Below are 12642 nucleotides of genomic sequence, written 5' to 3' on the forward strand. Positions count from 1 at the left end.
CTGGTCGACAGAAAATATTTCGCACTTTGTACAGATAATCGCCGCCCAACAATTGGATTCTTAACCATTTTTGTTTAGGCTGTGCGTTCTTTCTTGCCGTCATTTCGCCGAGTGCGAAACACATTCACACGACCATAAGGACGTTTTTCCAGGCATGAATCGCAGACGTTTTCTAAAAGGCTCGCTGGCAATGGCAGCCCTGAGCGGCACAACTGGCCTTGCTTCCCTGTTTTCCAAAGCGGCTTACGCTGCTGACTCTGACATTGCTGACGGTCAGAGCCGTCGTTTTGACTTCTCCGTACTGCAATCCATGGCCCATGACCTGGCGAAAACCCCGTGGGGCGGAGCACCGCGACCGTTACCGGACACGCTGGCGACCATGACGCCGCAGGCCTATAACGCCATCCGTTACGATGAAAAACAGTCACTGTGGAATAACATTGAAGGCCGTCAGCTGGACGTGCAGTTCTTCCATATGGGCATGGGTTTCCGTCGCCGCGTGCGCATGTTCTCGCTGGATCAGTCAACGTCACAGGCGCGCGAAATCCACTTCCGTCCTGAGCTGTTCAGTTACGGTGAAACCGGTGTTGATACGAAGCAGCTGGAAGGGCAAAGCGATCTTGGGTTTGCCGGTTTCCGCGCCTTCAAGGCACCGGAACTGGCGCGTCGTGATATCGTCTCATTCCTGGGGGCGAGCTATTTCCGTGCGGTTGATGATACCTATCAGTATGGTCTTTCCGCGCGGGGTCTGGCGGTGGATACCTTTACCGACACGCCGGAAGAGTTCCCTGACTTCACCGCGTTCTGGTTTGAAACCGTCAAACCGGGCGACACTACCTTTACCGTCTATACGCTGCTGGACAGCCCAAGCATCACCGGTGCATATAAGTTCGTGATCCACTGCGAGAAGAGCCAGGTGATCATGGAGGTGGAAAACCATCTCTATGCGCGTAAAGACATTAAACAGCTCGGCATTGCGCCGATGACCAGTATGTTCAGCTGCGGTACAAACGAACGCCGCATGTGCGATACCATCCACCCGCAAATTCATGACTCCGACCGTCTCGCCATGTGGCGCGGTAACGGGGAGTGGATTTGCCGTCCGCTGAACAACCCGCAGAAGCTGCAGTTCAATGCGTTTGTGGACAAAAACCCGAAAGGGTTCGGCTTGCTTCAGCTCGATCGCGATTTCTCGCATTATCAGGATGTCATGGGCTGGTATAACAAACGCCCAGGCCTCTGGGTGGAGCCGCGTAACGACTGGGGTAAAGGTGCGGTTGGCCTGATGGAGATCCCGACAACGGGTGAAACACTGGATAACGTGGTCTGCTTCTGGCAGCCAGAAAAACCGGTGAAAGCGGGCGATGAGCTGGACTTTAAATACCGTCTTTACTGGAGCGCCATGCCGCCGGTCCGTTCCCCACTGGCGAATGTCTTCGCGACCCGCACCGGTATGGGTGGGTTCCCGGAAGGCTGGGCGCCGGGCGAAAACTACCCGAAAGTGTGGGCCCGTCGCTTTGCTATCGACTTCGTCGGGGGCGATCTGAAAGCTGCCGCGCCAAAAGGCATTGAGCCGGTCATTACCCTCTCCAGCGGCGAAGCGAAGCAGGTTGAGATCCTCTACGTTGAGCCGTTTGACGGCTATCGCATTCTGTTCGACTGGTATCCTACCTCGGATTCGACCGAACCGGTGGATATGCGCCTGTTCCTGCGCTGTCAGGGGGATGCGATCAGTGAGACCTGGCTGTATCAGTATTTCCCGCCTGCGCCGGACAAACGTAACTACGTTGACGATCGCATCATGCGTTGACCATTTATTCCCTCTCCCCGGCGGGGAGAGGGTGACGGGAAGGGACCATGACCGCCACTGAATCTGAAATTATCCCGGTGACTGACCATCTCGAGCTTCGCGCCGTCGAAGAGCGCTATACTGCCGATTTGCACAACATGGTCATCAGAAACAAAGCCTGGCTGCAAACCGCCTTTGACTGGGCGCAGCATGTGGGCACCGAAGATGACACCCGTCGTAATGTGCTGAGTAATCAGATGCTGCACCAGCGCGGCTACGCCAAAATGTTTCTGATTTTCAAGGATGAGGACCTGGTCGGCGTGCTGTCGTTTAATGCGATTGAACCCGCCAACAAAGCCGGATACATCGGTTACTGGCTGGACGAGGCGCATCAGGGACAGGGCATTCTGTCGCAGGCGCTGCAGGCATTTATGCGCTATTACGTCGAGCGAGGCGAGATCCGCCGTTTTGTCATTAAGTGTCGGGTAGCGAATAAACCCAGCAACAACGTTGCCCTGCGCAACGGTTTTACGCTGGAGGGGTGCCTGCGGGAAGCGGAGTTTCTGAATGGCCGTTTTGACGATGTGAATCTCTACGGCAAAATTTACCCGCTATAACGCCCCCAACAGAGGCGTACGGGTGATGCGCTGGTCGCCGTTAATCACCTTTTCTCCGCGCAGATGGATGTTCTCACCGGCAAAAGCCTCAATCACCGCATCGTCGGTGATTTCAACCCGATGCTCAATAAGCACATCGCCGCTGATGCGCGCCCGTCCCTGGATCACGACCTTATCGTCAAGCAGGATAGGGCCGCCGCGCAGCCAGGCCTGACCGCCAATCAGGACGTGGTGTTTAATGACACAATTTCCTTCCACCACCGCGTTCTCTGCCACCTGAGAGCTGTAGCGGACGGTAGGGATGGCATCGTCGTCAAAACCGGCAATGACGCGGGCGTTACCGTACACTTTTGCGCAGTCACATACCCAGACGTTATTGAGATCGTTGCCTTCGAGGATGGCGCTGTCGAAAACTTCCGCCCGGTGTTCAACGAAGGCATAATTAACCATTGCTTCGCCGTAGATTTGCGCCTGATGCACAATGCGTGACTGGCTCACCGTCGCCTTGTCATAAATTTTCAGGATCTGCTCATGGTCCGGCGTAAGCCCTTTGGCAGCAATCACCACGCTGTTATGAAGCACCCGCGCCTCGCCGAAAATATGGCATTCGCCGCGCACGCAGGATTGTTGTATCGTGACGTTGTCACTTATGCGCGCACCGTGACTGACCTCTGCGCCGTCCAGCCAGCAGTTGTCGCCAATCTGCGCGTCATGACTGACGATGCAAGGCAGGGTAAGGCGCGCGTTGCCGGACACCGTCGCACCGGCAAAGACGACGCTGTTTTCATCGTAGATCCAGCAGTCGCCTTCGTGCGCGAGGGCGCTCTCATCTTCAACCCAGCCGCCTTTCGTGCCGCTCACGATGTCGTTAAAATTCGCCGTGGCAATAATCTGTCGTAACGACGTCGTGTGCGTTGTCTCGCCGTTTTTCCATTGCCAGAGGCGGGTGTCCTCGCTGAGCCTGTACTTTTTCATCATGGAGTCTCGGGTAAGCGTCTCCACTAAACGTAGCAAACTTTCGGCGTTTCGTAGTGCTGGCATCCGTCGCGGAAACCCCTTAAAATGGCATTTAAAATACATTTTAAAAATTCAAATTAATGAATAAAAATAACAACGCTCAACAAGTGCTTAACCTGCCCGCGGGTTACTTCGGTATGGTGCTTGGCATCATTGGGATGGGGTTCGCCTGGCGATACGCCAGCACGCTCTGGCCCGTGACGCGCTGGCCTGGTGAGAGCCTGGTGGCCCTTGCGATTGTGATTTGGTTTTTGCTGACGGTGGCGTTTATCACCCGGGCGATCCGTTTCCCGCGAAGTGTGCTGGCCGAGATGCGCCACCCGGTGATGAGCAGTTTTGTCAGCCTTTTTCCCGCCACAACGATGCTGGTCGCCATCGGTTTTGTGCCCTGGCTGCGTCCGGTGTCACTGGTGTTATTTGGCGTCGGGGTGGTGATACAGCTGGCTTATGCTGCCTGGCAAAGCGCCGGATTATGGCGCGGTAACCATCCGCAAGAGGCCACCACGCCGGGGTTATACCTGCCCACGGTGGCAAACAACTTTATCAGCGCCATGGCGTGCGGCGCGCTGGGGTTTAACGATGCCGGGCTGGTGTTTCTCGGGGCGGGCGTTTTTTCCTGGCTCAGCCTTGAGCCTGTGATTTTGCAACGACTTCGTAGCGCCGGGGAGTTGCCTTCCGCGCTGCGAACCTCGCTGGGTATTCAGCTGGCTCCCGCGCTGGTGGCCTGCAGCGCCTGGTTTAGCGTCAATGGCGGCGAGGCGGATACATTCGCCAAAATGCTGTTCGGCTACGGCCTGTTGCAACTGCTGTTTATGTTACGGCTGATGCCATGGTATTTGTCCCAGCCGTTTAACGCCTCGTTCTGGAGCTTCTCGTTTGGCGTGTCGGCCCTGGCCACCACGGGGCTTCATCTTGGGCAGAGCAGTCCGTCGGGCTTTTTCCACGCCATTGCCGTCCCACTGTTTATCTTTACCAATGTCATCATCGGGATGCTGCTGGTACGAACGTTTATCTTGCTGATACAGGGCAAACTTCTGGTGCGCACTGATAAAGCGCTGCTTATGCAATCTGAGGAAAAATAATGGCTGTTGATGAAAATTACTTCACAGAGAAATATGGCTTAACCCGTACGCACTCAGAAGTGCTGTACAGCGTGGGCATTGTGAAACCGGGTAAAACGCTGGATCTGGGCTGTGGTAACGGGCGTAACAGCCTCTATCTGGCAGCCAACGGTTACGACGTGACCGCGTGGGATAAAAATCCCCTGAGTATCGAGAATATTGAGCGTATCAAAGCGGAAGAAGGCATCGTAAACCTGCAGACGGCAATCAAAGATCTGAACAACCTGAGCTTTGAGGGCGAATACGATTTTATTCTCTCTACCGTGGTGCTGATGTTCCTGGAAGCGAAAACCATTCCGGGCCTGATCGGCAATATGCAGCGCTGCACCAGACCCGGCGGTTATAACCTGATTGTTGCCGCGATGGACACGGCGGATTACCCGTGCACCGTCGGCTTCCCGTTTGCGTTCAAAAGCGGTGAACTGAGCAACTACTACGAGGGCTGGGCGTTGCTCAAGTACAACGAAGAGGTGGGCGAACTGCACCGCACAGACGAGAACGGTAACCGCATCAAACTGCGTTTTGCCACGCTGCTGGCGCGCAAGCCCGCTTAACGGGCGGCCAGCAGGCAGAGCTGCAGGGCCGTGTTGTATGAGGCCTCGAACGACGACAGCGGCAAAAACTCAAACTTCGAGTGGAAGTTATGCGCGCCGGTGAAGAAGTTTGGCGTGAGCAGGCCTTTTGCCGAGAGCGCTGCGCCGTCAGTACCGCCGCGCATTGGCGTCGGTTTGGGCGTGATCCCAAGGGATTCCATGGCCTCAAACATCAGGTCGATAGCGCGACGATCCTCACCAATCGCATTGCTGATATTGCTGTAGGTATCTTCAATGCGATACTCCACCTTTGCCGTAGGATGCTGCCCGGCAATCAACGCCGCGACATCGGCAATCTGCTGCTTGCGGGCGGCAAACTGTGCTTTATCGAAATCACGGATATTCGCTTTTAAGACGGCCTCGTTTTGCCCCGCCTGAATGCCGTTAAACCAGATATAGCCTTCACGCCCCTCGGTGCATTCCGGGGTTTGCTGGCGGTCAAAATGGCTGATGAAGTCTGTCGCCATCAGCAGTGGGTTAACCAGCACGCCTTTGGCGGACATGGGGTGAGCCGTTACGCCGGTAAAGCGAATTTCTGCCGCCGCGGCGTTGAAGTTCTCGTAAACAATCTCACCCAGCTCACAGCAGTCGATGGTCCAGGCAAAATCAACGTCAAAACGGTTTAGATCCAGCGCCTTCGCGCCACACAGGCCGATCTCCTCATCCGGCACAAACGCGACCACAATGTCGCCATGCTGATGTTCTGGCGTCAGATTTTCCAGCAGCGTCATGACCACGGTGACGGCGGCTTTATTATCTGCGCCTAATACGCTGGTCCCGTCGCTGAAAATAATCTCTTCACCCGGGTAAGCCAGAATTTCCGGATGCTCTTTTACGCGTAACCAGATTGATTTCTCTTTATTCAAACAGAGGTCTTCACCCGTAAATTTTAATATTTGTGGATGAATATCCGGTGATAAACCGACATCGACGGTATCAATATGGGTAATAAAACCGATGCGTGGCGCCCCGGCTACATTACCTTTTTTAACCGCAGTAACCGTCGCGTATTCATCAATCACAATATCGTCTAAACCCAGCTGCGCCAGTTCCTGGGCCAACTCACGCGCCATGTCGTGCTGGCCCGGCGTAGAGGGAAGGGTGTTCACTCTGGGATCGCTCTGGCTGGTGATGGCGAGATAGCGGAAGAAGCGGTGCGTTAATTGTCTGGAGAGTGCCGAGCCCATAGTGATTCCTTCTGTATTTATTTTTCAGGTGTTTGCTACATCACTTTAATGATATTTATGAAATGGCAAAAGAATTAATTAGCCGTCGAATTAAAAAGACAGGAATAAATGATGAAAAGCAAACTCACAATGTTAACTCTGGCACTTGCTGCGCTCACGGTCAGTTCCACCGTCGCGGCAAAAACGCTGGTGTATTGCTCTGAAGGATCGCCGGAAAACTTTAATCCTCAGTTATACACGTCGGGAACCAGCGTGGATGCCAGTGCCGTGCCGGTCTATAACCGGCTGGTCGATTTCAGGGCGGGTACAACGGAACTGGTCCCGAGCCTCGCGGAACGCTGGGAGGTGAGCGATGACGGCAAGGTTTATACCTTCCATCTGCGTAAAGGGGTGAAATTCCAGAGTAATAAATCGTTCAGGCCGACGCGCGACTTTAACGCCGACGACGTGATTTTCTCGTTTATGCGCCAGAAGGATGTTAACCATCCCTATCACAACGTCTCTAACGGCAGCTATTCCAACTTCGAGAGCCTTGAGTTCGGTAGCCTGATCACGGCCATTGATAAAGTCGATGACCACACCGTGCGCTTTACGCTCGCCCATCCGGAAGCGCCGTTTGTCGCCGATCTGGCGTGGTATTTCGCCTCGATCCTGTCGGCGGAGTATGCCGACGCGATGCTGAAAGCCGGCACGCCGGAAAAGGTGGATATGGACCCGATTGGCACCGGGCCGTTTAAGCTGGCGCAGTACCAGAAAGATTCGCGCATCCTGTTCACTGCGTTTCCGGAGTACTGGCAGGGCAAATCGAAGCTGGATCGACTGGTGTTTAGCATCACGCCCGATGCCTCGGTGCGTTTTGCCAAAATCGAGAAGAACGAATGTCAGGTGATGCCGTTTCCAAACCCGGCGGACCTGCCGCGCATGAAGGCTAACAAAGACATTAATCTGATGAGTAAAGCCGGGCTGAATACCGGTTTTCTGGCCTTCAATACGCAAAAACCTCCGCTGGATAACGTGAAGGTCCGCCAGGCGCTGGCAATGGCCATCAATAAGCCGGCCATCATTGACGCGGTATTCCACGGCACCGGCACGGCGGCGAAAAACCTGCTGCCACCCGGCGTCTGGAGCGCCGACAGCGAACTGAAGGATTACGACTACGATCCTGAAAAAGCGAAAGCGTTGTTGAAGGAGGCTGGTTTTGCAAACGGCATCAGCATCGATTTATGGGCGATGCCGGTTCAGCGTCCCTACAATCCGAACGCAAAACGGATGGCGGAGATGATTCAGGCCGACTGGGCGAAGGTTGGCGTCCAGACCAAAATCGTCACCTATGAATGGGGCGAGTATCTTAAGCGGGTGAAGGGCGGTGAACATCAGGCCGCGCTGATGGGCTGGACCACCGCAACCGGCGACCCGGATAACTTCTTTGGTCCGTTATTTACCTGTACTTCGGCTAACGGTGGATCTAATTCCGCCAAATGGTGCTACAAACCATTTGATAAAATTACCGCTGAAGCGAAATCGATAACCGATCATGATAAACGCGTGGCGCTGTATAAAGAGGCCCAGCAGATGATGCATGACCAGATACCGGCAGTAATGATTGCCCATTCGACGATTTTTGAACCGGTGCGCAAGGAAGTCACGGGCTATGAAATCGATCCGTTTGGCAAGCATTTGTTCTGGCAGGTTGATATTAATCAGTAGTTTTTCTCTGCCCGGTGTGCAGTCGGGCAATCTTTTCGCAATTTGTGCTGCTTACATCATTTTTTGTCACAACAAACCCGCCAGACTTTTGCTATAACTTCAAATGCATACTTGCAGATAACATGGAATACCATCATGCGTACTCACACTTTTTTTAAAGTTGCAGTGCTTTCTGGTCTGTTGGCGTTAGCGGGCTGTTCGTCTAAAGTCGCCGCCCCCGAACAATATTCAGGCTTTTTAAAAGATTATTCTGGATTGCAGCAAACAACGTCCGCAACGGGTAAACCGACGCTGCGTTGGGTCGACCCGTCGTATAACGAGGCAAATTACGACAGTATTTTATGGACGCCAATCACCTATTATCCAGCGCCAAAACCAACGACCCAAATTGGTCAAAAAACGCTTGATGAGCTTCTGGCTTATACCAACACCAAAATGAAAGCGGCAATCAGCCAGCGTAAACCTGTTGTTACGACACCAGGTAAACACAGCCTGATTTTCCGCGGTGCGATTACCGGTGTGAGTTCACAGAAAGAAGGTCTGCAGTTCTATGAAGTAGTGCCCGTCGCGTTAGTGGTTGCAGGTACGCAGATGGCAACGGGGCACCGCACTATGGATACCCATCTCTTCTTCGAAGGCGAGCTGATTGATTCGGCGACGAATAAGCCGGTCATGAAGGTCGTGCGTAAAGGCGAAGGTAAAGAGCTGGCGAACGAAAACACGCCAATGGGCTTCGCAACGTTAAAACAGGTTGTGGATGACATGGCGACGGATGCCACCATGTTTGATGTTAAGAAAACTGCGAAATAATCAAAACGGCCTGCAKYGCTGCAGGCCTTTTTTTTATGCCATACGCAAACGTCTGAACCAGGTTTCCGGTTTCGTAAACATCACCATATTCCCGCCCAGAATCAGCAGTAATCCAATGATGCCATTGAGATTCCACACGTAACCTTCATATACCGTGGAGATAGACAGCGCCACCAGCGGGAAGAGCAGCGTACTGTATGCCGCTTTGCCCGGGCCAATGCGTCCCACCAGCGTGAAGTAGGCACCAAAAGCGATGACCGAACCAAAAATGGCGAGATAAAGCAGCGCGCCAATGTAACTCACCGTCCATTCGGGGATGAAACTGTCACCCCGGAACAGGGCAATGCAGCCCATAATGACCGTACCGTAAAACATCGCCCAGGCGTTGGTGGTCATGGTCTCCAGCCCTTTTCGCTGGTGGCGCATGCTGATCATATTGCCCAGCGAGAACCCGTAGGTCCCCAGTGCTGAAAGGCCAATCCCCGTCAGCAGGGAGGCACTCCAGCCGCTCGCCAGCAGGTCGTCCCAGAAGAGGGTGATGATCCCGATAAGCCCCAGGGCCGCCGCCGTCCAGAAGCGTGCGGGTGGGCGTTGACCGAAGAAAATAAAGCTGTTGATGGCGTTATACATTACGGCCATCGAGAAAATCACCGACTCCAGCCCGGTATTAATGTGCGCGGCGGCGGTATAAAAACACCAGAAGTTGAAGCAAAAAACGCAGCATCCCTGCAGCATGCAAAAGAGATGATCCCGCAAGGCCAGCTTACGAAGCCGACGCAGGGCAATTAAGACGATCATGATCGTGGCGCAGGCCACGGCAAAACGCCAGAAAATTGACACCGGGGCTGCGACTGGCCCCTGTTGCAGGAAAATGGCAATCCAGGTTGTTCCCCATATCACCACCACCAGTCCATAGAGTAATGCGTTCATTGTTGCTCTCTTCTCACACAGCGAAAAGTGCAGTCTGGCGCGAGTGGCATGACATTGCTTTCACCGATTTGCGGTGGACTTGCATATTCTTGCGCTTTTTTGTGGCTGCAGATCTGGCATCGTGGCGCAACACTTCATAGACTGAGAGTCTGATTACTCACCCGTTAATAGCTATGTCTCGCGCTTACGATACCTTTGAAACGCTACGCCAGCAGAACGCCGTGCTGCGGGAAACCGTTGCGCTGAATTCCGGTATTCAACTGGCAGCCTGGTACAACAAGCACGACACGATAACCGTGAAAAGTAATCACCATACCCTCAGCCTGTACGTGGCGGACGGTTATGAGAGCTATCAAAAAACGCCGGGCGGCTGGAAAAACGGCGGCGGCCCGGACCGTTTCTGTCTGATGCCAAAAGAGAGTGAATCGACGTGGGATATTCGCGATGACCTGTCGTTTGTCCATCTCTACTGCACCGATGAGCATCTGCGTGATGTCGGGGAAAAAATCTGGGACAAGCGCCCGCTGTCCCTGACGCTGGATGAAAAGATCTTCGGCAGCGACCCGAAAATTACCGCGCTTTACCGTCAGTTTTTGCTCGGCTGCGACTGGCAGCAAAAAGCTAACCAGCTCACCCTGAGTACCGCGTCTACGCTGTTGATGACCCACCTGTTACAGAATTACTCCAGCGTGCAGTGGAAGCTGCCGGTGGTGACCGGCGGGTTGTCGCCGTTTGTGCTGCGTAACGTGCTGGCGTTTATCGAAGAGAACCTTTCCCAGCCGCTGACGCTGGCGGAACTGGCCGAACAGGCCGCGCTGAGCGAGTATCATTTCGCCAGAATGTTCCGTCAGTCCATGGGGCTGGCGCCACATCAGTACGTGATGCAGCGTCGGATGGAGAAAGCCAAAGCGCTGGTGCAGCACACAACCACACCGCTCACGGATATCGCGCTGGCCTGCGGGTTTAACTCCGCCAGCCATTTCAGTAACCGCTTTCGCAGCATGATGGGCATAACGCCCTCGCAGCTACGCGCGGCGAAGGTGTGAAAAGACCGTATAACATACGCCGCCCAACACCAGCCCCCAGAACGCAGAGCCAATACCCAGGATCGTGACGCCGCTGGCGGTCATCAGAAAGGTGACAATTGCCGCGTCGCGCTCCGTTTCATTGTTCAATGCCTGATACAAGCTCCCGCTGATGGTGCCCAGCAGCGCCAGGCCGGCGAGCATCTGGATCCAGCTCAGGGGAAGGGAGGCCATCAGCCCGGAAATGGATCCGCCAAAAATGCCCGCCAGCAGATAAAACCCGCCTGCGGCCACGGCGGCAAGCCAGCGTTTGCTGGCATCCGGGTGCGCATCCGGGCTCTGGCAAATCGCAGCGGTGATCGCGGCGATACAGATGGAAAAGACGCCGAGCGGGGATAACACCAGTGCCAGCCCTCCGGTGACGATCATCAGCGGTGATACGGCCAGAGGATAGCCGGAAGCCTGCATCGTGGCGAAGCCCGGCGCATTCTGGGACGCCATGGTGACCAGGAAGAAGGGCACGCCAATGCTTATCAGACTGGTTAACGTAAAGGTTGGCGCGATAAACGTGGGCATCACCACGGAAAGGGTTAACTCTTTTGTGACAACGTCACCTCCCGCCCAGGCCACCATACTGCCCACCAGCAACGTGGCGACAATGGCGTAGCGGGGGGCCAGCGCTTTGGCGAACAGCCATGCCGCCAGCATGCTGCCGCACAGCAAAAAATGCCCCTCAAGATTGCTGAACGCCTGCAGTCCAAACCTGAGCAGCACCCCGGCGAGCATAGCAGCGGCAAGGGAATGCGGGATAAGCTTCATCAGGCGAGCAAACAACCCGGTTACGCCGCACAGCAGAATGAGCGCGTTGGCAAAGATAAAAATCCCGATGGTCTCGGCAAGCGTTACCCCGTGCAGGCTGGTGGCTAACAGCGCCGCGCCGGGTGTAGACCAGGCGGTAAGCACCGGGGCTTTATACCACCAGGAAAGCGCCAGCGTGCTGACCCCCATACCTATCCCCAGGGCCGTCATCCAGCCGGCGATCTGCTGCGCGTTTGCGCCTGCGGCAGCAGCGGCTTGCCAGATAATGGCGGCGGAACTGGCATATCCCACCAGAACGGCGACAAAACCGGCGAGAACGGCAGGAAAGAGTGAGGATGAAGGGCGCATAAAAACTCCGTTGTGCGTTATAACGTCCGCCCTAAGGTAACACTGTGCGTTATAGCGTACAAGTGGTATGATCGGTCGCATCAGGAGGGAACATGGACATCACACAACATCTTGCTTACACACTGAAAACCGAGCGTCAGGCGCGTGGCTGGAGCCTCGCCAGACTGGCGGAAGAGACCGGCGTTTCAAAGGCCATGCTCGGGCAAATCGAGCGCAATGAATCCAGCCCGACGGTATCCACGTTGTGGAAAATCGCCACGGGGCTGAACATCCCTTTTTCTGCCTTCATCACGCCGGCAGCTGACAGGCAGGCGGTATTCGACCCGGAGCAGCAGGCGATGGTGGTGAAACCGTTATTCCCGTGGGATGAGACGCTAAAGTTTGACCACTTTTCGATAACCCTCGCTGCCGGCGCCCTGAGCGAATCCACGCCCCACGAGGCGGGCGTGATTGAACACGTGGTGGTGATCAGCGGCGAACTGGAGATGAACATCGATGGCGAGTGGCAGACCATTACTGCCGATTCGGGGGTGCGTTTTGCCGGGGATAAACCGCACGCCTACCGCAACAGCAGCGACCGGCCGGTGCATTTTCACTCCCTGATCCATTATCCCCGCTGAAGCGACGCAAAACTGTTTCGCTGCCGCATACTTCTGACTACAATAGCCGCCATTTTGAC

General features: G+C 54.9%; 12 protein-coding genes. 8 read left to right on the forward strand and 4 right to left on the reverse strand.

All coding sequences use genetic code 11. The annotated features are described in order from the left end of the window. The first annotated feature begins 154 nt into the window (after positions 1-154). Together JTA15_RS06320 and rimL are read left to right on the forward strand one after the other, a co-directional pair. Complete coding sequence (locus tag JTA15_RS06320) at positions 155-1810, forward strand: glucan biosynthesis protein D (RefSeq protein WP_025204228.1); 1656 nt, start codon at positions 155-157, stop codon at positions 1808-1810. Between the two features lie 47 nt (positions 1811-1857). Then, the gene (gene rimL, locus JTA15_RS06325) at positions 1858-2406 is read left to right on the forward strand and encodes a 50S ribosomal protein L7/L12-serine acetyltransferase (RefSeq protein ID WP_063214482.1); all 549 of its coding nucleotides are present in this window, start codon (positions 1858-1860) and stop codon (positions 2404-2406) included. On the opposite strand, the gene ydcK is transcribed toward rimL, so the two are convergent. Continuing rightward, the gene (gene ydcK / locus JTA15_RS06330) at positions 2401-3381 is read right to left on the reverse strand and encodes a YdcK family protein (protein ID WP_025204226.1); all 981 of its coding nucleotides are present in this window, start codon (positions 3379-3381) and stop codon (positions 2401-2403) included. The two genes, rimL and ydcK, sit on opposite strands and share 6 nt — an antisense overlap. A gap of 122 nt (positions 3382-3503) precedes the next feature. Here ydcK and tehA point away from each other — a divergent pair, with 122 nt between their 5' ends. After that, a complete protein-coding gene (tehA, locus tag JTA15_RS06335; protein WP_047366212.1) occupies positions 3504-4505 on the forward strand; it encodes a dicarboxylate transporter/tellurite-resistance protein TehA in 1002 nt (333 codons plus the stop codon). Next, positions 4505-5098, forward strand: a complete 594-nt coding sequence (tehB, locus tag JTA15_RS06340) for a tellurite resistance methyltransferase TehB (RefSeq protein ID WP_219372987.1) — start codon at positions 4505-4507, stop codon at positions 5096-5098. The genes tehA and tehB overlap by 1 nt, the downstream gene beginning before the upstream one ends. On the opposite strand, the gene pepT is transcribed toward tehB, so the two are convergent. Beyond that, positions 5095-6324, reverse strand: a complete 1230-nt coding sequence (pepT, locus tag JTA15_RS06345) for a peptidase T (RefSeq protein ID WP_020884177.1) — start codon at positions 6322-6324, stop codon at positions 5095-5097. The two genes, tehB and pepT, sit on opposite strands and share 4 nt — an antisense overlap. Positions 6325-6435: 111 nt before the next feature. On the opposite strand from pepT, the gene JTA15_RS06350 reads away from it, so the two are divergent. Both JTA15_RS06350 and JTA15_RS06355 read left to right on the forward strand, forming a co-directional pair. Beyond that, positions 6436-8031 (forward strand): ABC transporter substrate-binding protein, encoded by a 1596-nt coding sequence (locus JTA15_RS06350; protein WP_219372988.1) that lies wholly within the window; start codon positions 6436-6438, stop codon positions 8029-8031. A gap of 135 nt (positions 8032-8166) precedes the next feature. Further along, complete coding sequence (locus JTA15_RS06355; RefSeq protein ID WP_020884175.1) at positions 8167-8841, forward strand: DUF3313 domain-containing protein; 675 nt, start codon at positions 8167-8169, stop codon at positions 8839-8841. A 33-nt stretch (positions 8842-8874) separates the two neighbouring features. Here JTA15_RS06355 and JTA15_RS06360 read toward each other — a convergent pair whose 3' ends face one another. Next, positions 8875-9771, reverse strand: a complete 897-nt coding sequence (locus JTA15_RS06360) for a DMT family transporter (RefSeq protein ID WP_219372989.1) — start codon at positions 9769-9771, stop codon at positions 8875-8877. 173 nt (positions 9772-9944) lie between these two features. Here JTA15_RS06360 and JTA15_RS06365 point away from each other — a divergent pair, with 173 nt between their 5' ends. Then, positions 9945-10817 carry a helix-turn-helix domain-containing protein gene (locus JTA15_RS06365; RefSeq protein WP_025204220.1) on the forward strand — a complete coding sequence of 291 codons (873 nt, stop codon included), beginning with the start codon at positions 9945-9947 and terminating at the stop codon, positions 10815-10817. On the opposite strand, the gene JTA15_RS06370 is transcribed toward JTA15_RS06365, so the two are convergent. Further along, positions 10797-11963, reverse strand: a complete 1167-nt coding sequence (locus tag JTA15_RS06370) for a benzoate/H(+) symporter BenE family transporter (protein WP_073396774.1) — start codon at positions 11961-11963, stop codon at positions 10797-10799. The genes JTA15_RS06365 and JTA15_RS06370 overlap by 21 nt on opposite strands. Positions 11964-12055: 92 nt before the next feature. Here JTA15_RS06370 and JTA15_RS06375 point away from each other — a divergent pair, with 92 nt between their 5' ends. Further along, positions 12056-12583, forward strand: a complete 528-nt coding sequence (locus JTA15_RS06375; protein ID WP_014170026.1) for a helix-turn-helix domain-containing protein — start codon at positions 12056-12058, stop codon at positions 12581-12583. Positions 12584-12642 lie beyond the last annotated feature (59 nt).

The sequence above is a fragment of the Enterobacter sp. BIDMC 29 genome (assembly GCF_019378755.1).
GTDB lineage: Bacteria > Pseudomonadota > Gammaproteobacteria > Enterobacterales > Enterobacteriaceae > Enterobacter > Enterobacter ludwigii.